At 62.4% G+C, this 19,328-nt stretch carries 17 protein-coding genes and 1 pseudogene; 8 read left to right on the top strand and 10 right to left on the bottom strand.

Annotated features, from left to right (window positions below; translation table 11 throughout):
* From M3149_RS18220 to M3149_RS18235, 4 genes and pseudogenes are all read left to right on the top strand, one after another.
* Positions 1-138 (top strand): annotated as a pseudogene (locus M3149_RS18220) (ketol-acid reductoisomerase); the annotation flags it as partial.
* A gap of 122 nt (positions 139-260) precedes the next feature.
* Positions 261-1,070, top strand: coding sequence for a CDP-diacylglycerol--serine O-phosphatidyltransferase (gene pssA, locus M3149_RS18225; RefSeq protein WP_251710911.1), 810 nt, complete (start codon positions 261-263; stop codon positions 1,068-1,070).
* Between the two features lie 222 nt (positions 1,071-1,292).
* Positions 1,293-2,834, top strand: coding sequence for a 2-isopropylmalate synthase (locus M3149_RS18230; RefSeq protein WP_251710912.1), 1,542 nt, complete (start codon positions 1,293-1,295; stop codon positions 2,832-2,834).
* Between the two features lie 253 nt (positions 2,835-3,087).
* The gene (locus tag M3149_RS18235; RefSeq protein ID WP_435370762.1) at positions 3,088-4,140 is read left to right on the top strand and encodes a serine hydrolase; all 1,053 of its coding nucleotides are present in this window, start codon (positions 3,088-3,090) and stop codon (positions 4,138-4,140) included.
* Here the strand turns inward: M3149_RS18235 and M3149_RS18240 are convergent, their stop codons facing one another.
* The 4 genes from M3149_RS18240 to M3149_RS18255 all read right to left on the bottom strand — a co-directional run bounded on the left by M3149_RS18240 (position 4,141) and on the right by M3149_RS18255 (position 6,896).
* Positions 4,141-4,944 carry an IclR family transcriptional regulator gene (locus tag M3149_RS18240; RefSeq protein ID WP_251710914.1) on the bottom strand — a complete coding sequence of 268 codons (804 nt, stop codon included), beginning with the start codon at positions 4,942-4,944 and terminating at the stop codon, positions 4,141-4,143.
* A gap of 66 nt (positions 4,945-5,010) precedes the next feature.
* A complete protein-coding gene (locus tag M3149_RS18245; protein WP_251710915.1) occupies positions 5,011-5,751 on the bottom strand; it encodes an arginyltransferase in 741 nt (246 codons plus the stop codon).
* On the bottom strand, positions 5,748-6,518 hold the full coding sequence (aat, locus tag M3149_RS18250) for a leucyl/phenylalanyl-tRNA--protein transferase (protein WP_251710916.1): 771 nt from the start codon (positions 6,516-6,518) through the stop codon (positions 5,748-5,750). Before aat ends, M3149_RS18245 begins: the two co-directional genes overlap by 4 nt.
* 30 nt (positions 6,519-6,548) lie before the next feature.
* Positions 6,549-6,896 (bottom strand): VanZ family protein, encoded by a 348-nt coding sequence (locus tag M3149_RS18255; RefSeq protein WP_251710917.1) that lies wholly within the window; start codon positions 6,894-6,896, stop codon positions 6,549-6,551.
* A gap of 267 nt (positions 6,897-7,163) precedes the next feature.
* Here M3149_RS18255 and M3149_RS18260 point away from each other — a divergent pair, with 267 nt between their 5' ends.
* Positions 7,164-8,516, top strand: a complete 1,353-nt coding sequence (locus tag M3149_RS18260) for a tyrosine-type recombinase/integrase (RefSeq protein WP_251710918.1) — start codon at positions 7,164-7,166, stop codon at positions 8,514-8,516.
* 143 nt (positions 8,517-8,659) lie between these two features.
* Here the strand turns inward: M3149_RS18260 and M3149_RS18265 are convergent, their stop codons facing one another.
* From M3149_RS18265 to M3149_RS18275, 3 genes are all read right to left on the bottom strand, one after another.
* On the bottom strand, positions 8,660-10,327 hold the full coding sequence (locus M3149_RS18265) for a DUF7017 domain-containing protein (RefSeq protein ID WP_251710919.1): 1,668 nt from the start codon (positions 10,325-10,327) through the stop codon (positions 8,660-8,662).
* Positions 10,324-13,011, bottom strand: a complete 2,688-nt coding sequence (locus tag M3149_RS18270) for an NERD domain-containing protein (protein WP_251710920.1) — start codon at positions 13,009-13,011, stop codon at positions 10,324-10,326. Before M3149_RS18270 ends, M3149_RS18265 begins: the two co-directional genes overlap by 4 nt.
* Positions 13,012-13,273: 262 nt before the next feature.
* On the bottom strand, positions 13,274-14,503 hold the full coding sequence (locus M3149_RS18275; RefSeq protein WP_251710921.1) for a hypothetical protein: 1,230 nt from the start codon (positions 14,501-14,503) through the stop codon (positions 13,274-13,276).
* Between the two features lie 396 nt (positions 14,504-14,899).
* Here M3149_RS18275 and M3149_RS18280 point away from each other — a divergent pair, with 396 nt between their 5' ends.
* The 3 genes from M3149_RS18280 (at position 14,900) to M3149_RS18290 (ending at position 17,529) form a co-directional block, all read left to right on the top strand.
* The gene (locus tag M3149_RS18280; RefSeq protein ID WP_251710922.1) at positions 14,900-15,436 is read left to right on the top strand and encodes a JAB domain-containing protein; all 537 of its coding nucleotides are present in this window, start codon (positions 14,900-14,902) and stop codon (positions 15,434-15,436) included.
* Positions 15,437-16,137: 701 nt separating this feature from the next.
* Complete coding sequence (locus M3149_RS18285; protein WP_251710923.1) at positions 16,138-16,590, top strand: single-stranded DNA-binding protein; 453 nt, start codon at positions 16,138-16,140, stop codon at positions 16,588-16,590.
* Between the two features lie 78 nt (positions 16,591-16,668).
* Positions 16,669-17,529 carry a DUF932 domain-containing protein gene (locus M3149_RS18290; RefSeq protein ID WP_251710924.1) on the top strand — a complete coding sequence of 287 codons (861 nt, stop codon included), beginning with the start codon at positions 16,669-16,671 and terminating at the stop codon, positions 17,527-17,529.
* A gap of 107 nt (positions 17,530-17,636) precedes the next feature.
* Here M3149_RS18290 and M3149_RS18295 read toward each other — a convergent pair whose 3' ends face one another.
* Genes M3149_RS18295 through M3149_RS18305 form a run of 3 tightly spaced genes read right to left on the bottom strand, consistent with a single transcriptional unit; the run spans position 17,637 to position 19,197 of the window.
* A complete protein-coding gene (locus M3149_RS18295; protein WP_251710925.1) occupies positions 17,637-18,107 on the bottom strand; it encodes a hypothetical protein in 471 nt (156 codons plus the stop codon).
* Positions 18,104-18,847 carry a StbB family protein gene (stbB, locus tag M3149_RS18300; RefSeq protein ID WP_251710926.1) on the bottom strand — a complete coding sequence of 248 codons (744 nt, stop codon included), beginning with the start codon at positions 18,845-18,847 and terminating at the stop codon, positions 18,104-18,106. Before stbB ends, M3149_RS18295 begins: the two co-directional genes overlap by 4 nt.
* A complete protein-coding gene (locus M3149_RS18305) occupies positions 18,844-19,197 on the bottom strand; it encodes a hypothetical protein (RefSeq protein ID WP_251710927.1) in 354 nt (117 codons plus the stop codon). Before M3149_RS18305 ends, stbB begins: the two co-directional genes overlap by 4 nt.
* Positions 19,198-19,328 lie beyond the last annotated feature (131 nt).

Consider the following 19,328-nt stretch of genomic DNA (forward strand, 5'->3'; position numbering starts at 1 on the left):
GGCCGCACCGGCTACCCGAGCATGACGGCACGCCGTCGCAACACGGCCGAGCACAGCATCGAGGTGGTGGGTGCCCAGCTGCGCGCCATGATGCCCTGGATCGCCAAGAACAAGCTGGTGGACCAGAGCCGCAACTGATTGCGACCTCCATCGGTCAGGGCCGGGTGCGCGGTGGCGCACCCGGCCTTTTTCTTTGTGGCGCGTGCCACGTACACTGCGCCTTTGGCGGGCTACCCGGGCCGCAACCGATGAATCAACCCATGCACGACGGAACCGATACCGAAATCGAACGCGCAAGCGACGCCCCGCGCCGCCCCAAGGGCATCTATTTCCTGCCCAACATGATCACGCTGGCCGCCTTGTTTGGCGGCTTCTATGCGGTGGTGATGGCCATGAACGGTCGCTACGACCTGGCCACCGTGGGCATCTTCGTGGCCATGGTGCTCGACAGCCTGGACGGCCGGGTGGCGCGGCTCACCAACACGCAAAGCGCTTTTGGCGAGCAGATGGATTCGTTGTCGGACATGGTGTCCTTCGGTGCGGCTCCGGCGCTGGTGGCCTACGAATGGGCGCTGCGCGACCTCGGGCGATGGGGCTGGATCGCGGCCTTCGTTTACTGCGCGTGCGCGGCATTGCGCCTGGCGCGTTTCAACGTCAACACGGGCGTGGTCGACAAGCGCTACTTCCAGGGCCTGCCGTCGCCGGCCGCCGCTGCCCTGGTGTCTGGCTTCATCTGGCTCATGCAGGAGACCGAAGTCGCGCCCACCGACGTGACCTGGGTGCTCTTTGCCCTCACCCTGTATGCGGGGTTGACCATGGTGACCAACGTACCCTTCTACAGTTTCAAGGACCTGAGCCTGAAGAAGAGCGTGCCCTTCGCCGCGTTGGTGCTGGTGGCGCTGGGCATCGCGGTCATCAACATCCACCCGCCCACGGTGTTGTTCCTGCTCTTCGTGGTCTACGGCCTGTCGGGCTATGGCGTGTACCTGTGGCGCAAGTCCAAGGGCCGTCCCACGAGCGTCATCAGCACCTCGACCGACGAGCCTGACGAGCGCGGTCTGCACGATTGATGGCGGCGATCGTCATTGTCTATCGGCCCCCTGGGCCTTTGTGATACATTGCAAAGCATGTCCAAAGCCGCTTCGCTGCTACTACTGGGTGTCCTGAACGGGCAGATGCGGTAGCGCGCGAGCGATTCACACCAACGGCCCGTTTGCACCCGCAGCGGGCCGTTCGTTTTGGGGCTGTGGGTTTTTGCCTGCCACGCATGCGTGGCGAACCGGAGAACCGAGATGAGCGAGCGTCTGATCATTTTCGACACCACCTTGCGAGACGGCGAACAGTCGCCCGGCGCGTCCATGACCAAGGACGAAAAGCTGCGCATCGCGCGCCAGCTCGAGCGGCTGAAGGTCGACGTGATCGAAGCTGGCTTCGCGGCCAGCTCCAACGGCGATTTCGAGTCGGTGAAGGCGATTGCCGATCACATCAAGGACTCCACCGTGTGCTCCCTCGCGCGCGCCAACGACCGTGACATTGCCCGCGCCGCCGAGGCCCTCAAGGGCGCCAATCGTGCGCGCATCCACACCTTCATTGCCACCAGTGCGCTGCATATGGAGAAGAAGCTGCGCATGACGCCCGAGCAGGTGCTGGAGCAGGCGAAGCAGTCGGTGCGCTTTGCGCGCAACCTGGTGGAGGACATCGAGTTCAGCCCGGAAGACGGCTATCGCAGCGATGTCGATTTCCTCTGCCGCGTGCTCGAGGCCGTGATCAAGGAGGGGGCCACGACGCTGAACATCCCCGACACCGTCGGCTACGCCGTGCCCGAGTTGTATGGCGATTTCATCCGCACGCTGCGCGAGCGCATTCCCAACTCGGACAAGGCGATCTGGAGCGTGCACTGCCACAACGACCTGGGCATGGCCGTTGCCAACTCGCTCGCCGGGGTCAAGATCGGTGGCGCGCGGCAGGTGGAATGCACCATCAATGGCCTGGGCGAGCGCGCGGGCAATTGCTCGCTCGAGGAAATCGTGATGGCGGTGCGCACGCGGCGCGACTACTTCGGCCTCGATGTCGCGGTCGACACCACGCAGATCGTGCCGGCCAGCCGCATGGTGAGCCAGACCACCGGTTTCGTCGTGCAACCCAACAAGGCGGTGGTGGGCGCCAATGCGTTTGCGCACGCCAGCGGCATCCACCAGGACGGCGTGCTCAAGGCGCGCGACACCTACGAGATCATGCGCGCCGAGGACGTGGGCTGGAGCGCCAACAAGATCGTGCTGGGCAAGCTCTCGGGGCGCAACGCATTCAAGCAGCGGCTGCAGGAACTCGGCATCGAGATGGAGTCCGAGACCGAGATCAACACCGCCTTCGCCAAGTTCAAGGAACTCGCCGATCGCAAGGCAGAGATCTTCGACGAAGACATCCTGGCGTTGGTGAGCGACGAGAGCGTGACCACCGAAAAGGAGCAGTACGGCTTCGTGTCGCTCTCCCAGCGCAGCGAGACCGGTGAGCGCCCGCATGCAGCGGTGGTGATCACCGTCGATGGCAAGGAGTTGCACGGCGAGAGCGATGGCAACGGCCCGGTGGACGCGTCTCTCAAGGCCATCGAGCAGCACGTCAAGAGCGGTGCCGAACTGCTGCTGTATTCGGTGAACGCCATCACCACCGGGTCCACCGAAAGCCAGGGCGAGGTGACGGTGCGCCTGCAGCACGGCGGGCGTGTGGTCAACGGTGTGGGCGCCGACCCGGACATCGTGGTCGCCTCGGCCAAGGCCTACCTGAGCGCGCTCAACAAGCTTCACAGCAAGGCTGACCGCGTGGCTGCACAGGGATAAGTTGTTTTAAATCAATAACTTGGGCGTACATCAAGCCAAAAGTGAAAAATAGCACCGGATAGGTGGTCTTTTTCCACTGATCGCTAAAGACAACCGCCCAAGTTCTTGATATTGCTGAACTTCTGCGACGTCCCTATACTCCGCCCCAGCGTTGGTTTGAAGCTGGAGTGGTCTCATGTTTTTTCGCCCGTTCGCCCTGAGGTCGCTGTGTGCCGTGGTCACGGCCCTGGCTTTCGTGGGCGGCCTCGGGCATATGTCGACCGCCCACGCGGCGTCGAGCAGCCCCAGCAAGGTCAAGAAGGCCGCGGTGAAGAAGCCCGCGGTGAAGAAGCCCGCGGTGAAGAAGCCGGTCACCAGCGTGAAGAAGGCCGCCGTGCGCAAGGTGTCTCACGCCAAGCCGGCTCGCCGCGTCAAAGCCACGGTGGCGGGTGGCAAGACACGTGTCACCCAGTCCCGCCACTCGGTGGTGCGCGTCTCGGTACCAGCGCGCGCTTCGGTTGGCCAGCGGCTCGGCTTGCGCGAGAGCGACGACCCGTTGGACCTGAGCTCCAGCGTCGCTCTGGTGGTCGACCAGGCGTCGAACCAGATCCTTTTTTCCAAGAACGATTCCGCCGTCCTGCCCATCGCATCGCTCACCAAGCTCATGACCGGGTTGGTCATCGTGGATGCCGGCCTCGACATGAACGAGTCGATCACCATCACGGCCGACGACATCGACACCATGAAAGGCAGCCGCTCCCGTCTGGCCGTGGGCACCACGCTCACGCGCGGCGAGCTGATGCACCTGTCGCTGATGTCCAGCGAGAATCGCGCCGCACATGCGCTGGGGCGAACCTTTCCCGGTGGCATGCGCGAGTTCGTGCGCCGCATGAACGGCAAGGCCGAGGAACTCGGCATGCAGGACACGCGCTATGTCGAGCCCACCGGCCTGTCCAGCGACAACCGCTCCAGTGCGCGGGACCTCGTCACGTTGGTGTCTGCCGCCGCCGAGCGCCCGATGCTGCGCGACCTGTCGACCTCACCCGGCTACGAGGTCGACGTCGGCCGGCGCACGCTGCACTACAACAACTCCAACCGCCTGATCAAGAACCCCGAATGGGATATCGGTCTGCAAAAGACCGGCTATATCTCGGAGGCCGGGCGTTGCCTGGTGATGCAGGCCCGTGTGGCGGGGCGTGAACTCATCATGGTGTTCCTCGACGCGTCGGGCAAGCTGGGCCGCCTGCAGGACGCCGAGCGGGTCCGCCGCTGGGTCGAGAAGCAGGCCGATCTGCTGTCGGACAGCCCGGCCCGCCCCCAGGGCTGATCAGCGCACCGCAGGCCGCGGCTGACGGTCCATCGGGCAGCCCAGCGCCGCGGAGATGTCGGCCGCCGTGGCTTGCAGGCGCGGCAACCAGCCCTCGTCGATGCGATCGGCAGGGGCCGAGATCGACAAGCCGGCCACGAGCTTGCGCTGGTCGTCATAGATGCCGGCAGCCATGCAGCGCACACCAAGTTCAAGTTCCTCGTTGTCGCGCGCCACGCCGACTTGCCGGCATTGGGCAAGTTCGCGCTCCAGGACGGGCAGCTGCGTGATGCTGTTGCGTGTGTTGCCCGCCAGGCCCGTGCGGGTGGCGTAGGTGCGCACGCGGGCCGGGTCATCATCGGCGAGGAAGAGCTTGCCGGTGGAGGTGAGGTGCAGCGGCGCGCGCCCGCCGATGGCGCGCACCACCTGCATGCCCGAGCGTTCGCTGTAGGCACGCTCCACGTAGACAATTTCGTCGCCCTGGCGCACGCTGAGGTTCACCGGCTGCTGGATCTGCTTGTGCAACTCGCGCATCGGACCGAGTGCGGCGTCACGCACGTTCAGGCGGCCTTTGACCAGATTGCCCAACTCAAGCAGCCGCATGCCAAGCCGGTAGCTGCCAGCCTCCGGGCGGTCCACGAATCGCCCGATGGTCAGGTCGTTGAGGATGCGATGCGCCGTCGAGGGATGCAGGCCTGTCTTCTCGCTGATCTCCTTCAGGGAGACCGGCTCCTCGCGTGAAGCCAGAACTTCAAGCAGGTTGAACATGCGCTCCAGCACCTGGACGGTGGGCGCTGCCGGGGTGGTGTCGGTTCGTTTGATCATGGTCTGCCAATGCAACCATCATCTTACGAGATGAAATCCCCGCGTGCCTGCGCGGGAAGACGCGTCTCAGTCCTCGAACCGCTGCCAGTGGCCCTGAATCAGACGCTCGTGCGGTCGAAAACCCGCCTTGTAGTTCATCTTGGGGCTCTGTTCGATCCAGTAACCCAGGTACACGTGGGGCAGATCCAGTGCGCGAGCCTGGTCGATCTGCCACAGGACGCTGTAGGTGCCATAGGCCGAACCGGCCTCGGGCTCGTAGAAGGTGTAGACGGCCGACAGCCCATCGTTGAGCACGTCGATGATGGAGACCATCTTCAGCCTCGCCGGCTGGCCGTCCACGCCGGGCTCATGAAACTCGACCAATCTTGAGTTGACGCGGCTTTGCAGCAGGAACTGGGTGTACTGATCCACGCTGTCGTGGTCCATGCCGCCGCCCGCGTGGCGGCTGTTCTGGTAGCGCAGGTAGAGCTGGTAGTGCTCGGGCACGAAACACAGTTTGAGCACCCGGGTCACCAGCCCGCCGTGCTGGCGCAGGCAGCGCCGCTGGCTGCGGTTGGGCCGGAAGTCGGCCACCGGCACCCTCAGGGGCACGCAGGCGTTGCAGCCATCGCAGTAGGGCCTGTAGGTGAACATGCCGCTGCGGCGAAAACCGTGCGTGACGAGGTCCGAGTAGGCGTCGTTGTGGATGAGGTGGCTGGGCGTGGCCACCTGGGAGCGGGCCTGCCGTCCGGCCAGGTAACTGCACGGGTAGGGCGCGGTGGCGTAGAACTGCAGCGCCTGAAGGGGAAGTTCCTTGGGGTGCGTCACGCGCTGTCGTCGCCAGGGAGGAGGAGTTCGCGCCAGTATACGGGGCTGAATTCCCAGCGCGGTGCGGGCTGCAGCACGGCCAGCCGCAGGTGTTGCACGAAGCGCTCGCGCGGCATCAGCCGGCCACCCAGCGAGGCCAGGTGGGCCGTGTCCTGCTGGCAGTCGATCACGGGAATGGCGTTGGCGCGACAAAACGCGGCCAGTGCCGCCAGGGCAATCTTGGAGGCATCGCTGCGGCGGCTGAACATGGACTCGCCAAACACCATGGCCCCCAGGTTGACGAGGTAGAGACCCCCGCAAAGCTCATTGTCGATCCAGGTTTCGACCGAATGCGCGACGCCAGCCCGGTGCAAGCGGGCATAGGCCTGCACCATGGCCGGCAGGATCCAGGTGCCGCTCTGGCCGTCACGGGGAATCTGCGCGCAGGCCTGGATGACACGGTCGAAATCATGGTCGAAACGAACCTCGAGGCGGCCTTCCCGGAGCAGCTTCTGCAGGGTCTTGCGCAGCGAACGATGCAGGCGAAACTGCGCCGGCTCGAGCACCATGCGCGGGTCGGTGCTCCACCACAGGATGGGTTGGCCCGAGCTGTACCAGGGGAAGATGCCGCGTGAGTAGGCCGCGACCAGGGTGGGCACGTCCAGCACACCGCCCGCAGCGAGCAGACCCGGTGCCGGGTCGTGCGGCCCCCAGGCCTGTTCCACCGGCGGAAACGCGTCCCCCGGTTCCAGCCAGGGCAGCGGTCGGGTGGGAGGCGTTTGGGTCATGGCGCTATTGTGCGCAGCGCCTCGATGGCATCAAGTGCGGCCCGTCCAGCGCGCAGGCATGGCGCGCCAGACCAGCCACGCCGCGGCGACGCCCACACCGTCGGCCAGCCAGTCGATCCACTCGCCGTAGCGCCAGCCGGTGCCCCATTGCATCAGCTCGATGGCACCACCCCAGGCGATCAGACTGCCTGCAAGCAACGGCGCCGAGCGCGGATAGCTGGCCAGCCCGAGCGCCGCCAACCAGGCGAAGCCCAGCGCATGCTGCGCTTTGTCCCAGAGGTTCATGGCCTGCGGCGGCAGCAGCGCAACGGGCACCAGCGAGGCAATGGTGAGTGCCGCAAGGCTGAACCAGAACGCAATGCGCGCAAGCGTTGGCATGTTTTGCATGGATGCAGAAACGACAAAGGCCTTCGTTGGAAGGCCTTTGCTGGGTGTTGGGTGGCTCCCCGACCTGGACTCGAACCAGGGACCTGCGGATTAACAGTCAGTATAAACCGGATTTTCTGGGACGCTACGGGACGTCCTGGGACGAGATAAAACCATTCTAAATCAATGGGTTACAAGATTTTGTTGTTTCATGCGGTCTCGCTGGGTAGCATTTGATCTCAGGATTTTTCGGACACCAGTCGGACACGGAACACGCAAATGCCGCTCCTCACTGTCAGAGCGATCGAAACCCACAAAGCCAAAGCGCGGCCCTACAAGCTCACGCTCGACCGAGGCTTGCAGTTGCGCATCGCGCCAGATGGAGTTCGCACATTGCTGGTCCGCTATACCGTCAAAGGGTGCGATGTTGAGCGTCAGTATCGATTGCCGCAGGAGTATGGGGAAGGTCTGGGCCAAATGAAGCTGGCCACGGCCTGTGCCGAGGCCGCTCGCATCCGGGCGCTGGCCCGCGACGGCGTGGACTGGCCAGCTCAAGAGGAGGCGCGTTTGCGGGCAGAGACAGCTGAGCGCGAGCAACTGGACCGGCAAGAGGGCATGACCGTGGCCAAAGCACTCCGCGAGTACGTCGACAAGAAGCGGCGGGCAAAAGATGGTCTGCCACTGAAGGCCCGTACAAAGGCTGACTACCTGGCCATGGTCGAACCCGGGGAAGTAACCAAGACGGGGAAGAAACTGGCTGACGGGTTGCTATTTCAGCTCGCAAACAAGCTGTTGGTGAAGCTCACTTCTGGTGACATTCGGGACCAGTATTCGTCACTGCTCAAGCGGTCAAAGCGGCAAGCCGACTATGCGATGCAGGTGCTGCGAGCGGTGATGCGATGGCATGGGGTTGTGGTGCCAGGCAACCCGTTGGGACGCGATACAGCAGGGCGTGATCGGATCGTGCTCACTCCAGCGAAGGGGAATCCGGCTCCCATCCCCCCGGAACGACTCGGCGCCTGGTGGCGGGTGAGCAGCAAAGCCCCCTCACAAATCGCAGCCGACTACTACCGTTTTCAGTTGTTGACCGGTTGTCGTGGCGGCGAAATTCATGGCGACAAGCGATACAACTACCCACCAATCAAGGTGGGTGACGTGGACTGTGATGCCGGGAAAGTCGTTCTGCGGGACACGAAGAACCGTAGCGACCACAAGCTGCTGCTAGCCCGGCAGGCGTTGGAGATCGCCTCGAAACACTGCGCAGGCAGGAAGCCGGAAGAAGTGTTGTTCCCGATCACCGATGCGCGTAAGACGTTGAAGTGGATCAATGCAAAGGCAAAAACCAATGTGCAGGGACATGGCTTGCGGGATACCTTTGCCAGCATCGCTGAAGAGTTGGTGTCAGGTGGTTTGCTGAAGCGAATGCTCAACCACTCGGTCGCAGGGGATGTCACCTTGGGTCACTATGTGGGCAAGAGTGAAGCGCAGTTGCGCGCCGGATGGCAGACGGTAGCTGACTTTATTGAGGCTGCGGCTCTGCAGCCAACGCCTGATGATGTGAAGGTGGTCCCTGGCGCCGCCACTGTGCGCGACTCAGTAGGTACTTCTGCAGGCACAGGTCTAGCCAGCTAAGTCCTCAGAAAAAGGGTGACGCCACCATCCCATTCAGAAGAGGCGATACAAAGACCTGAGTGACTCAAGTGCGACTGCTGACATTCCGCCTCTTCAATTAAGTTCACACTGGCTGACCACTACCGGTCACTGACAAGCTGCAGTCAAGTCGCGCTTACGTCGACTGCTCGCCATACGTGTCTATCCTCCTTCGGGTGCTTGGCATACACAAGCACCGCAACAACGGTAGCGACATCTGCCGGGATTGTCTCAAGCATAAATGGAGGAACAAAGGCATCATCAACAAAAGCGAAACCCTTAGGGTTCCGCTTCAAGTGACCAGTTTTCACCTTGACATCAACATCTGGACGAGGACCTGGTTCAACGGCGAAGAGATCCCTTCGGCCCGTCTTGGGATTTTGAGTCACCCGAAAACGAACGCCTTCGCCAACTTTGGGGGAATGTGACCCGATCCAAGCGTCGTTGTCGATTCCAACCTCCAGATCCCGATCAACAAAGACTTTTGCCCGTCTCTCATCTGCTGCCTCGCGGGTTACCAGCCCCTGCCCCGAATCGGTGCAGTCCCAGTTGGCCCCATCCAAGCGAACTGAAACTTGAACAATTGCGTCACGATCACTATCCCGTTGCCTGCCGAGAACTAGCGTTACAGGATCTCCGACCTTGATATTGCGGCAACGAACGCCCGGCCCAACAATACTGACCGATGCACCATTGGATTCACGTATCGCAAAACGTGGAAGAGGCCGGACCTTCCTTTCCGGTTGAGCATCCTTTTGCGGCTGTGGCACGATCGTTCCCAAATAGGTCGCAGGTTTCACTTCCACGGAATCGAAACACAGTACCAGTGCGTCCTGGGAGTGGTGGGCGTAGAAGTCTCTTGCCCTTTCAGCACCTTGCGCTGACGGGTCGTACCAACTGCTGTTGATCAGTTCCTGAAGCTCCGCATCGATTCCCCAACCTTGTTCTTGCCGGAGCGTTATCGCCGAAGCCAGTTCGCTGCTTGCCTGAGCAAACTCACCGCGATCTGCCAACATCTGGGCAAGCTCACGGTGAACCTTCACAGTGAACTTGGGGTCTGAACCGCATTCCAACGCCCGACACGCGCACGCTAATGCAAGGTCTGGCTGCTCCTCCGAATACAGCCTCGCCGCCTCGGCCCATACCCAAAACTCGTTTCTCTTCGCCTTGATGACTGGACCAAGAACTCCGGCAGCCTCGGCATGGCGATGGACGCGCCGCAGCAGATAAACTCTGTCCCAGTCCATCCATAGGGCATCGTCACCCTCAGCCACTGGTCGCACGCGGTCGATCCATTCAAGCGCCAGATCAATTTCCTCTTGGGCCGCATCAGGGAATGCCTTCATCCACTTCGCCAAGCCACGGGCGATTCCAAGGGCAATGGGCGGAAAACGATTTTCATCGAGTTGGTTGTACTGCCAATCTTCCGCAGCGAGGCCGTCGAAGCCCACCCACCGAACAAACCCAGGGAAGAATGGAAAGTGCGATGCGATCTTCGACAACTCGCGCAAGATGTTGGACAGCGCGTTGTCTGGACGGCGCTTCGGTTGCCGCGCGTAACGGCGTAACGCCTGATGAATCTGATTGACGACCGCGTTGGGGGCCGCCTGCCCTCCTTTTAGCTTGGAAACTATGGAAGACACATGGTTCTTGACTAAGCCATAGAACGCCCAGTCAATCTGCGTCCGCAGTTTGAAGTTATCGGGATCGTCAGCAAGCTCTTGGAGACCAAGGTCAACAGCCTCTTGGAAACGCCCGGATTTACGGAGCGCTTGTACTTCTGCCCACGTCATTGGAAAACAGACCTTATCGTATCAACGGACTCTGGGCTGCTGCACGTCAACGGGCGCAAGCTGGATACGAGCCCCTGCTTGTCAAAGTTGATCTCAAGCCCGACTCGCTCATCCTGGCTGCGAGCAACCGTTATTGCCAAACGATACGAAGTCTCAGTGGCAGAAACGACTTTCCATCCAATTTGATCCAAGCGCGACCGAGTAGATCGGAGCAAGGAGGCAGCTTCCGGTGAAAAGTCATTCGTCGCGAGGCATTCAAAAGCCACGTCGGAAAGCAAACCCCAGTGCTCGGATTCCTTCACGTGCATGGCCGTGACGACATTTTTCCCGCTGTAGGCGATCCGCAGTAGGCAGTGTTCGCCCAGCGGGCCAGAAAGGTCATACTGTTCTTGGTAGGGGTGACAGGCCGCTTTTACGACCCGCCAGTCAAACTGCTCTGCGGCGTTGACGACACGAAGCCAGATGGCGACGGACTTGAGAACGTCTTTCGATTGATCAAGCCCCTCGGGCAAGCTGCGTTGCTGATCTCTTTCGGACGCAATTCCGTTGGGCTGAAATACCCAGCCCGCGCCCACTGCGATGTCAGCAGCCACCTTGACAGCGCCTGGTTTCCAAACAGCAGCGTCGAAGGGGTGTATGTCAGTGAAATTCAACAAAACCAGTTCACGCTCGGCCACAGTGAGTGCCGAGTACAGCCAACGGAAGAATCCTTCCGAGTGGCGGCCTGCTGCATGATCGCAATTCACGTAGCAAATCGGCTGTGACATGCCTTGGGCATGGTGAACCGTGGAGGCATAGCCATAACGGGCATACGTGAAATCTGGCGCGGTTGGTGGCGGGGACAGCATCTCTATCCCCTGTAGCGCCGCCTGTTTCCCGCCGAACGCTTTCTCTCTGTCGCGCTTTGCGACATTTCGCCAGACGCTTTCGGCAACTGCCGTCTCTTTGTCCAACTCCGGCTTTTCCGCCCGCAGGAACTCCTCGAACACCTCAAGTTCAATCTCATCGCGACGTTCGACCCTACACCTGATGGAATGGAACTTGATCGGGCCGCTCTTTACCCAGCTCAACCCTTGTTGGTACACGGATCGCTTGCCGACACTCGCGACTGTCAGACGCCCGCCGGACTGCACGGCTACCCGGGCGCCGAATACATCGCGCACATCAGGGCTCACGTATACCTCCAGCAGGTCGCCCACCTCCACCGTGTCCAGGAGTTTCTTGCCGTGCAAGCGCTCACGAATCCACTGGATCAATGCGTTCGCCTGGCCATGTGTCTCGGCCAAATACCAGACTGAACTTGGGTCTGCTTGGAAGTGATCCACCATCTCATTGGCCGCATCCTTCTTATCGAGAACCCTGAAACCCTCATCGGTTTCCAGTTCCAAAGCAGCAAATTTCTGGGCACGGATGGCGGTTACCAGCTTGACTGCGTTGGCCAGTTTGGCTGAACCACCTGTGGTGTCGATCAGTTGCGTCAGCTCTAGCGATTGGTGTTTTAGCTCACGTGACTTCTGGAAGTCACCCGAAAGCACGGCCCCCTCGCTGCCGCCGCGCTGAATCTGATACGGATCGCCAAAGAAAACGACCTTGCGCGCCCCCTTGCCCAAAGCAGCAAAGTCGAAGAAGTCCGACAACAACTGGCCGCTGCCATATTGCTTGCCGTCAGGGGTAGAAAATCTTGAGTTACCCAGCAAGTGGGCGTCGTCCAGAAGGTAGACGCAGTCGGCCTCGTCATCGCAGGCGCGCAAGGGGATGACTTTGAGCTTCTTCTGTTCTGCTTCATTTTCCGGTTCATCATCACCGTTCACGCTGCCGGTGTAGAGATGCCCGTAGATGCTGTTGGACTCCACCTCTGCGCCATCGGCAAGGCGCCGGTTAGGTTGCAACACGATGGCTTGCTTGCCCGCCTTCTTGACCTCGTCGGCCAACTCAGCAAGCAAACGGCTCTTGCCGGTCGAAGTCATGCCCAGAACTGAAAGACTGACAGAATCGTCCGCAGCGACGAAGCTGCTCAGGGTCTGCAACGCCTCGCGTTGATGTCCGGTCAGCGGGGTGCGCGCTTGGGGTTGATCCGGACGCGAATGAATATCGCGAACCTGTGGGCGAGTGGAGGCCCATTCAATCGGCTGAACGCCCAGCCTGCGGACAATCTCCAGCGCTTCGTCGCGAGCAATCCTCAACTCGGGTGACGACAGGCCATCGAGCATCACGGCGCAGTTGGCCAAATCCGACGGGTAGAACCAGGAGCGAACCTTGGAGGGAAATTCCAACTGATCTTCAATCCCGCCTGAAAAGATGACACCGGCAGAGATATGACCCAGGTTGCGCCCGGACAGCAGCGCCTTGGATTGCAGCCAATCCAGAACGGAGAACTTGTTGTCGCGCAATTGCTGGTAGGGGTTGGCCTTCCGGCCGCCTTTGACTATCACACCATCCGCTTGCCAAGGCCCGTTCTCGGTGCCGGTCAATACACCGCCATAACTCTTGAAGTCGGCCACCATGATGGCGGACGGCAGGATGCAGACCAAGTCGATTTCGGCGCCGTTCCACATCGCGTTTGCAACGGCAACAATCCAGTCGGTACTGTCTGCCCAACGATCTTCCAGTCGCTCCAGAAAGATCTGGAGCATCTGGTTTTCGTGAGTCCGTCCGGCTTTTTCGCCGTAGACGATCAATGTCATTGCCTGCCACTCCCCATAGGTCCCAAATTCATCTTGTTGCCTTAGGATACACGCGAGCTGAAGCGCCTCGCAGTGAGTAAGTAGTCCCCTTTGTGACCGGTTACTGTCGATATGAGGCCGCTCCGCATTTGAACCCGCGCGGCAGCACCCAGCCTTGAACGGTCAGAGGCAGCGAACGGGAGTTTGCTCGCGCCTGACTGGGACAACGCACCTGTCTGGAAAGCTGCTACTTCAGGGAAGGTGCGAGCCTTAACTACGCCAGTTACGGCACATTGCCCAATGACCGCTTCATACAGGCAGACTTCGGTCTGTCGGCTGCAAGCACTTGCCCAATGGTGGCGTGGGCTTGTTGAGTTTGCTGTGTGGCGGCTGCTGCTTCGATGGCCATTCGATGCGCATCCTGCACATCCATGCCGGTGAGTTCGTAACCGTGGCCCAGTGACATCCAGTGCAACGAGGCCAGCGCACATTGCATGGCGAAGTCTGGTTGCGTCTTCAGGTGGTCGCGTGCGGCGCGGTTCAGGGTCTTGGGGTCGCACGGGGTGGCCCAAGCCAGGCGGGTCGCCTGGTCGAAGAGTTTCAGCGTCTTGGCGGTGGCAAACCACTTGCCGGGTTCACCGGGTGTGGATGCGATCAGGTGGTTCAGCAGCTTGTCTTTGCCCAGCTCGGGGTACTTCTTGGCGACGGCCCGGAAGGTGGCGATGTGGGTGTTGGCCTGATTGGCGAGCAGCGCGTACTGGTTGAAGGCTTCGGCGCGGCGACCGGCCTTGAGCAGTTCTTCTTCAGCAAAGCGGGCGATGGATGTTTCGCTGGTTGTGCTGCCTGCGCGTTCACGCAGGTAGGCGATGGCTTCATCGATCTGGCCTCGGGTCGCCAACACTTTGGCACCCCAGACCAGGTAGGGCCAAATCGGGTGCGGGTCCATGTCCAGTAACTCCAGGAGCTGATCGTGCCGCTCGGCCTTGAACAGGGCGCTGTAACAGAGGGTGGCGCCGGAGAAGAAGGCGTAGGTGCCGCGCTTGCGCTCTCGCAAGACGTTTTTCAGGGTTGGTAGGAGCTGGTCGACCCAGGCGGAGGCGAGTTCTTTTGTAGCGCACAGATCGCCCCAGTGATCACCGAGGGCTTCGATGTAGGGGGGATCGTCTTCCTGAATGGCCTCGAACAGGCGGTCGAGCCATTGCTGGCGCACCTTGGTGCTCACGGGCGCATGGCTGATCAGGGGCGCCAGTTCCTGGACCGCGGCGTGGGTGGCGTTGCCCAGGGCGCCTGACGAACTGTCGATCTGGCACAGGGCAGGGGAAAGCTTCTCGAGCAGCAGCACGGCACCTTCGGCGGCACAGGCGGTGTCGTGGCGGGCAACGGCACGGATCTCGGTCAGGGCTTCGTTGATGCGGCCTATGGCCAGCTGAGTGCCTTTCCAGCCAAACGCGCCCCTGCGAAACCGGGTACGGAAGGCCCAAGATGTGGTGTCGGCTCTGGCGGCGGTGGTCATGGGGTATGCAAATGGATCTGGGTGACTTGTCTTCGGTGCTGTCGGGTGCAGCAGTTGAAGAGTGCCGATTTTGATATAGCGTCCCGGCGTGCCGCCGTCGCGCTCTGCGGGCTGCGCCCCGCGCCCCTGTGTGGCGCGGCCATTCGGCTCCGATCCCTGACGTCTCCGGCCGATGGCATGCCCCCGGCCTGCGCGCTGCGCTTGCCTGTTTCACGCCTGCAGGTGTGGTGGGGCTGGCTTGCTGAGCCCTTCATCCTTGCACACCGTTCTCGCCGTCAAGGTCTGCGCGCCCTGTGGGCGCTGGCGGCCGTTCGGCCGTCTTCGAACCTGTGACCGCTGCGCTGCGGCGTGCCGGTTCCGGTCTCGGGCAATCCCGCCCGATCACCGGAGTTGGTCATGCAGCACGATCTGTTCTCTTCCCTCGATTCCTTCCTGTCGGTGCCCGCTGGTTCGGGCGGCTTGCTCATCCGCGATGTGACTGGGCAGTACCGTCCCGCCGAGGCCGACGAGGTTCTGCTGGCCGCGCAGCGCTTGCTGGCGGCCCAAGTGCGCGGCAGCGACCTGATGGACTCGCCTGCCGTGGTCAAGGAATTCCTGCGCTCTCGCCTGGGCCATCTGCCGCACGAGGTGTTTGCGGTGATGCACCTGGACTCACAGAACCGTGTGCTGGACTACGTCGAGATGTTCCGGGGCACGGTGAGCCAGACATCGGTTTACCCGCGCGAGGTGGTGCGCGATGCACTGCTTCGGAACAGCTGCGCACTGGTCCTGGTGCACAACCATCCCAGCGGCGCTGCCCGTCCATCGAGGGCCGACGAGGTTCTGACGCAGACCATCAAGGCTGCAGCGGCTCTGGTCGATGTGAGGGTGCTCGACCACTTCATTGTGGCGGGCGACTCCGTGAATTCGATGGCCGAATTGGGAATGGTCTAAACCCTGGGGCCTTCTGCCCCAATTTTTTGTTGTTGATCAGCGCGCAGTGCGCGGGAATAGGGGAGGGCGAAGCACGGCCGGTGATCACTGGCAGCACGGGGAGCAGCGGCCCTGTCCCGTGCCCGGGGAACGCGGTCTGGTTTCCTTCCCGCTGCGCGGGAACGAGCCCGCTGGACGAACTGACGTTCGGTCCGCTCCCGCCGCTGCGCTGTGGTCCCGTCCCGTTCGCCAGATCGTCCCCCCGGTCACCCGCCATGCCCGAAGCCGGGCCGCTGGGACTACCGGAGACAGCAAACCCCTGAAGTGATCGCATCGGCTCGAACGCCGCGCCAGTCGCTGCGCTTGGTGTCACGCCGTCCGCAGAGCCGCCGCTGCTCAAGTCACACGGTCGCCTGCGCTTCGCTGGTCGCCCGAAGAGGCTGTGGCAGCGCGTGCGCCAATGGGCCCACCGTCATCCCCCCACGGCGCCCCCATCCACAGGTGAGGGGGACTTGTGGGGGGATCTTTCAGCGGTGGGCCAGGTGACTGGCTCACTGTTTCGTGCTGCAAGGTTTCCCCATCCCCCACCCCTTCCCGAGGGAAGGGGCCTTGCCCACCCCCCGCCCGCCCGTGGGCGGGAGCGAGGGAGTCCGAGCGAGAGGATCAGCTTTGAGGAACCCGGGTCGGGGTCCGGCTGATTCGCTTATGCAAGGAGTTCCACCATGGCCAACGTTCAAGTCATCCAGCGTCACGCGCACCTGGCATCTGCCGTCAAGCTCGAATTCGTCAACGGGCGCGAGGGCAAGGTCGCCAAGGCGGTGCTAACCGCCATCAGCAACAGCCGCCGGGGCAGCGGCGACGAGCGGTCCGAAGAAGCCACCGCGATCCAGTGGACGCTGTGGGCCAAGCAGGCCGAACACGCGGCCGAGTACCTGGGCAAAGGCTCGCACGTGAACATCGTCGGCCGGGTGCGCAACAACCACTACCAGGACAGCGACGGGGCCGAGGTCTACGGGCTGGCGTTCACCGTGGACGAGATCGACTACCTCGACAGCAAGGCCGAAGGCGAGGCCCGCCGCGCGCGTGAAGGTGCAGGCGATCCACCCGCAGCCGCTCCTAGCGCACCCACCCCCAGCCGCAAGGCCCGCAACGAGCGCCAACCGGCGCACGCCTGACGCAGCACACCGGGCGGTGTCCAGCCGCCCGGCTTTCCCATCCCAACCCATTTCAAGTCTGATTTCTGGAGCATCACCATGAACACCGTCCAAGCTTCCCGCCCCCTGGCCACCCGCTTTGGCCAGAACACCTTCGTCATCCGAAGCGAGACACCGCTGACCGAAGACCAGATGCGCCGGGCCGCACCGTCCATCTTTGCCGAAGGCAAACACGGCAGCCGTTCCGAGCGCTACACCTACATCCCTACCATCGACGTGCTGCGCGGTCTGCGGCAGGAGGGCTTCGAGCCCTTCATGGTGGCCCAGAGCAAGAGCCGCATCGAAGGCAAGACCGAGTTCACCAAACACATGATCCGCATGCGCCACGCTGGGCAAGTGAACACCCGGCCCGAGGCCAACGAGATCATCCTGATCAACAGCCACGACGGCGCCAGCAGCTACCAGATGCTTTCGGGTCTGTTCAGGTTCGTCTGTTGCAACGGTCTGGTGGTCGGCGACGTCACCAACGACATCCGTATCCCGCACAAGGGCAACATCCAGGATGAGGTGATCGAAGGCGCGTTCCGGGTGCTGGAGGACTTCGAGGTGGTGGACGCATCCACCGACAGCATGAAGGCCCTGCCGCTGCAGCGCGAGGAACAGCAGGCCTTTGCCACCGCCGCCCTGGCGCTGCGCTACGGTGAACGGGGGGAGGGTGAACCACCGGCCCCGGTGACCGCTGAGCAGCTGATCGAAGCCCGCCGGCCGGAAGACTTCGGCAACAGCCTGTGGACCACGTTCCAGCGGGTGCAGGAAAACGCCCTGCGCGGTGGTCAGCCCGGGCGCGGAGCCAAGGGTCGGCGCCTGCACACCCGCCCGGTGGCCAGCATCGACCGCAGCGTGAGCCTGAACCGCGCGCTGTGGGTTCTGGCCGAAGAGATGCGCAAGCTCAAAGCCTGAACGCGCTTAACGCCACACCGCCCCAACGCTGGGCGGTGTGGTCCACCAGAAATTCCGAAACGCGCTCGCCGGCTGTCGCCGGCTCGCGCGATTTCGGCTGCAGCTTCTCACCGAAGCCACAGCCAGGCGGCCATCGCCCAGCTGATGGCCGAAGCAAGCACCGCCGTCGCGGCGTGCAACAACCACCCTTCCCAGGGACGGGCACCCTTGCGGGCCAAGTCTGCCACGTCCTGCAGCGGCAACGTCACCCGCTGCAGGGCTGGGCCCACTTCATGGCGGAACACGGTGCGCGCCGCTTCCTCCATGGCCCGGGTCTGTGTGTCCACAGTCACCCGGGCCATTTCGTCGGCGCGGCGGGCAATGTGCTTCACCGTCTGAACCTTCGCGTTCTCGGTGATTTCATCCATGCGCTTTGAATAGGCCTCGACTTTTTTTGCCAGATCGGTACTGGTTATCAGCAACTCCATGCGGCTTGCGTCCAGGTTGGGCGCCAGGGTATCCATGCGGTCCAGTAATTCCCCCAGCTGACCGATGGCCACGGCCATCAGCTCTTCGCGGGCCGTGACCAGGTCGCTCACTGAACCTGCCGTGCCAACGGCACCACGTTGCTGGCCGCGCTCTCGCCCAGTCCGAGCGCCGCAAAGCAGGCATCCAGCTGCGGCAACACCCCAACCGCCAGCCGCCGTGTGGCCAGCTTCTGGGCCAGCGCGAGTTTCTCGGCGGTGCTGCTGGCCTTGACGATCAAGGCCTTGTAGTCGGTGTCGTCACGGGCCAGGGTGGCGAGGTCGGTGTTGCTGCCCCGGATGCGCCCATACACCTCGTTGGGGCCCAGATAGCAGGCAGCGGTTTCTGTGGCGATGGGCTGCGCTTTGAGGAAGGCCCTCAACAGATCGAATTGCGCTGGGACATCGGCGGCGCTGCTGACCATGTTGAACACCAGCCGCACCCTTGAACGGGAGACGCCCAGCCGCGCCAGCTCGACCAGGGTGGCGATGGTGTCCTGCTGCTGCTTGAGGGCTGGTACCGTGGGAACCACAAACGCATCGAAGTCCTCGTGGCTGCCTTGGTACTTCTGCATCAGGTCGAGCAGTTCCTCCACGTTGCTGGCCCCGATGTCCACCACAGCGCTGTCCATGGTTTGCAGGAGTTCCTGCAGCTCGCCAAACTGCCGGCCACGCATCGCATGGCCTTCGCCGTCGGCCGCGTTCAAGCTCTCCACAGAAAACAGCTCCGCGCCGTCGATACGCGGCAGCAGCAGGTGCCTGGCGATGGTGGTTTTGCCCACGTTCCCTGAGAAGTTGATGACGGCGATTTTCATGATGAGTCCTTTGCGTTGAGCCTGGCGCGTGCCAGGGGGTTGGTGATCCGGCTGCTGGCGAACGCTTCGGCGATCTCTTTGCCGCTGCGCATGTCCGTCACCACGGAAACGACCTGAGGTGACTGGGGCGCGTTGGTAGATGGTGGGGATGCATACACCTGCGACTCAGTGAGAACAGGCGGCAATTCATCTGGACGAACACCGGATCCCGCGCTCTGTGCGCTTGAAGATGCTTTGGTTGCCCTGGCCACTTCGCGCTGCACGGTCGCGTTGCTGACGTGCACGCCAGAGGACGCCAGCGCCAGACGAATGGCCTCGAAGGTGTAGCCCTGGGCACGCAGCGCTCGCATCTCGGGCGCAAAGCGCCGCGCTTTGCGAGAGCTTCGGCCGGGCGGTTCGCTCGGGACCAGCTTTATCGCGTCATTTCTATTCATTTTTTGTGCAGCAGTTGATCGGTTGCTGTTCAGTTTGTGCAGTGCCT

The sequence above is a fragment of the Hydrogenophaga intermedia genome (assembly GCF_023715105.1).
Taxonomy (GTDB): domain Bacteria; phylum Pseudomonadota; class Gammaproteobacteria; order Burkholderiales; family Burkholderiaceae_C; genus Hydrogenophaga; species Hydrogenophaga intermedia_A.

Coding starts and splice junctions, on each gene's coding strand:
- pssA (WP_251710911.1), top strand. CDS start 261: ATGCACGACGGAACCGATACCGAAATCGAACGCGCAAGCGACGCCCCG.
- M3149_RS18230 (WP_251710912.1), top strand. CDS start 1,293: ATGAGCGAGCGTCTGATCATTTTCGACACCACCTTGCGAGACGGCGAA.
- M3149_RS18235 (WP_435370762.1), top strand. CDS start 3,088: ATGTCGACCGCCCACGCGGCGTCGAGCAGCCCCAGCAAGGTCAAGAAG.
- M3149_RS18240 (WP_251710914.1), bottom strand. CDS start 4,944: ATGATCAAACGAACCGACACCACCCCGGCAGCGCCCACCGTCCAGGTG.
- aat (WP_251710916.1), bottom strand. CDS start 6,518: ATGACCCAAACGCCTCCCACCCGACCGCTGCCCTGGCTGGAACCGGGG.
- M3149_RS18255 (WP_251710917.1), bottom strand. CDS start 6,896: ATGCCAACGCTTGCGCGCATTGCGTTCTGGTTCAGCCTTGCGGCACTC.
- M3149_RS18260 (WP_251710918.1), top strand. CDS start 7,164: ATGCCGCTCCTCACTGTCAGAGCGATCGAAACCCACAAAGCCAAAGCG.
- M3149_RS18265 (WP_251710919.1), bottom strand. CDS start 10,327: ATGACGTGGGCAGAAGTACAAGCGCTCCGTAAATCCGGGCGTTTCCAA.
- M3149_RS18270 (WP_251710920.1), bottom strand. CDS start 13,011: ATGACATTGATCGTCTACGGCGAAAAAGCCGGACGGACTCACGAAAAC.
- M3149_RS18275 (WP_251710921.1), bottom strand. CDS start 14,503: ATGACCACCGCCGCCAGAGCCGACACCACATCTTGGGCCTTCCGTACC.
- M3149_RS18280 (WP_251710922.1), top strand. CDS start 14,900: ATGCAGCACGATCTGTTCTCTTCCCTCGATTCCTTCCTGTCGGTGCCC.
- M3149_RS18285 (WP_251710923.1), top strand. CDS start 16,138: ATGGCCAACGTTCAAGTCATCCAGCGTCACGCGCACCTGGCATCTGCC.
- M3149_RS18290 (WP_251710924.1), top strand. CDS start 16,669: ATGAACACCGTCCAAGCTTCCCGCCCCCTGGCCACCCGCTTTGGCCAG.
- stbB (WP_251710926.1), bottom strand. CDS start 18,847: ATGAAAATCGCCGTCATCAACTTCTCAGGGAACGTGGGCAAAACCACC.
- M3149_RS18305 (WP_251710927.1), bottom strand. CDS start 19,197: ATGCGAGCGCTGCGTGCCCAGGGCTACACCTTCGAGGCCATTCGTCTG.